This is a genomic window from Embleya sp. NPDC059213, from assembly GCF_042754445.1.
GTDB lineage: Bacteria > Actinomycetota > Actinomycetes > Streptomycetales > Streptomycetaceae > Embleya.
The window spans coordinates 1-2,103 of sequence record NZ_JBHZAV010000399.1 but is presented as its reverse complement, the minus strand read 5'-3'; the positions used below and the strand labels follow the sequence as shown (position 1 = coordinate 2,103).

2 protein-coding genes and 1 pseudogene are annotated in these 2,103 nt (G+C 72.9%); all 3 read right to left on the bottom strand.

From position 1 onward, the window contains the following. Nucleotides 1-1,019: ABC transporter ATP-binding protein (locus tag ACFXMF_RS47595; protein ID WP_380021332.1), on the bottom strand; the 1,019-nt coding region annotated here is incomplete at its 3' end. Between the two features lie 8 nt (nt 1,020-1,027). Further along, on the bottom strand, nt 1,028-1,924 hold the full coding sequence (locus ACFXMF_RS47590) for a carbohydrate ABC transporter permease (RefSeq protein ID WP_379991116.1): 897 nt from the start codon (nt 1,922-1,924) through the stop codon (nt 1,028-1,030). Then, nucleotides 1,908-2,103, bottom strand: a pseudogene (locus ACFXMF_RS47585) (hypothetical protein); the annotation flags it as partial. The gene ACFXMF_RS47590 and the pseudogene ACFXMF_RS47585, both read right to left, overlap by 17 nt.

Genomic DNA, 2,103 nt, shown 5'->3' with positions numbered 1-2,103 from the left:
GTACCGGTGAGCGCGCCCGCCGCCGACCCGAATCCGCCCGCGGGCGCCGCCTCCGGCACGCCGTCGGCCGGACGCCAACCCAACGACACCGGCCCCGCCGGCAACGGCTCGGCCGGGCCCGCGAGTCGCGCCTGCAACCCGGGGGCGCGCAGACCGACCCCGGCCGTTGTCGCCGACCCCTCGGCGATCGTTTCCACCGGTTGCAGGTTCATCGCCGGACTGCCGAGGAAGCCGGCCACGAACGTGTTCGCCGGTCGGCTGTACACCTCCTGCGGAGACCCGGCCTGGGAGAGTCGGCCACCGTCGAGCACCACCAGGTGGGTGGCCATCGACAGCGCCTCCAGTTGATCGTGCGTGACCAGCACCGCGGTGCAACCGAACTCTCGGTGCAGTCGCACCAGTTCGGCGCGCGCGTGGTGGCGCAACTGGGCGTCGAGCGCGGACAGCGGCTCGTCCAGGAGCAGTACCGACGGACCCCGTACCAGGGCCCGGGCCAGCGCCACCCGTTGCCGTTCGCCGCCGGAGAGTTGGCTCGGCCGCCGGTGCTCCTTGCCGTCGAGCCGCACCAGGGCGCAGGCCCGCCGCACACTCTCCGCGATCTCGGCCCGGGACGCGGCGGCCGGCGCGTCGGCGCGCCCGGTCCGGGTGATCCGGGCGGTCAGCCCGCGACGGCGGTCGTGCCGGGCCTGGATGCGCAGGCCGAAGCCCACGTTCTCGGCGACGGTCATATGCGGGTAGAGCGCGAAGTCCTGGAAGACCATGGACAGATCGCGGCGGCCGGGCGGCAGGTCGGTGACGTCGGCGCCGTCGATGGCGATGTGTCCCGCGTCGGGTGTCTCCAGGCCCGCGATCAGCCGCAGGGCGGTGGACTTGCCGCATCCCGACGGGCCGACCACGACGGTGAACGAGCCCGGTGGGATGGTCAGTTCCGGCAGGTCCAGGGCCGGGCGGTCTCCGTCGGCGTAGGACTTGACGAGATCGTGCAGCACGATCCCGCCGAGGGCGGCTCGGTCGGTCATGTCGGGGGTCACCGCAATCCGGAGTGGAGGAACGCGTCGGCGACGCGACGCGAGGCGAACAGGTACACGGCGACCACGGGCAGCGTGGCGAGCATGGCCGCGGCCAGCAGCGGCCCGGGGTTGGGCCCTTCCTGGTTCTGGAACAGTTGCAGGCCCACCTGGATGGTGGTGTGTTCCCGGCTCGGCGCGGCCAACAGCGGCCACAGGTATTCGTTCCAGGTGCTGATGAACACCAGTACGGCGACCGCGCCCAGGGCCGGGCGCAGCAGCGGGAGCACGACGAAACGCAGGGTCTCCCACGGCGTCGCGCCCTCCAGCGCGGCGGCTCCGAGCAGGCCCGCCGGGATGGCCTTGACGTGCTCGTGCAGGAGCAACACGGCCAGTGCGCAGCCGGAGAGTTGCGGCAGCACCAGGCCGGGGTAGCTGTCCCGCCACCCGAGTTCGGCGAGCATCAGGAAGTGCGGCACGATCAGCGACTGGGTCGGCACGACCAGGGCCACCGCGAGCGCGCCCATCATCCAGCCGCGCAGCGGGACGTGGAAACGCACCAGGGCGTAGCCGGCGAGCACGCCGACCGTCAGTTGCGCGAGCGTGACACCGGCGGCCATCACGAAGGTGTTGACCAGCAGCCGGACGATCGGGAAGTCGTCCAGGGCACTGCGATAGTGCTCCAGGCTCGCCGGCCACGGCACCGGATCGGTGCCGTAGATGTCGTTGGCGGGTTTGAACGAGGTGATCAGCGCCCACAGGACCGGGAAGAGCATCGCGCCGGCGACGGCGAGCAGCACCGCGTGCCGGGCCCCCGCGCGCAGGACGCGGCCGACCCGCGGGGCACGCGGATACCCGGCGGCCCGCCGGTGGAGGGTGCGCGGTGCCGGGGTGAGCGGGTCAGCGTGGGCGGGCACGGGCGAACCTCCGGGTGACGCGTGCGGCCAGGACGCGCAGCGCGAACAGGGCGGTGAGCGCGAGGACGATGACGACCGCGGCGGCCGAGGCGGCGCCGATGTCGAAGAAGGTGAAGCCGTAGGTGTAGAGCCGGTGGTAGACGTTGTCGGTGCTGCCGTCGGGGCCGCCCTGGGTCAGC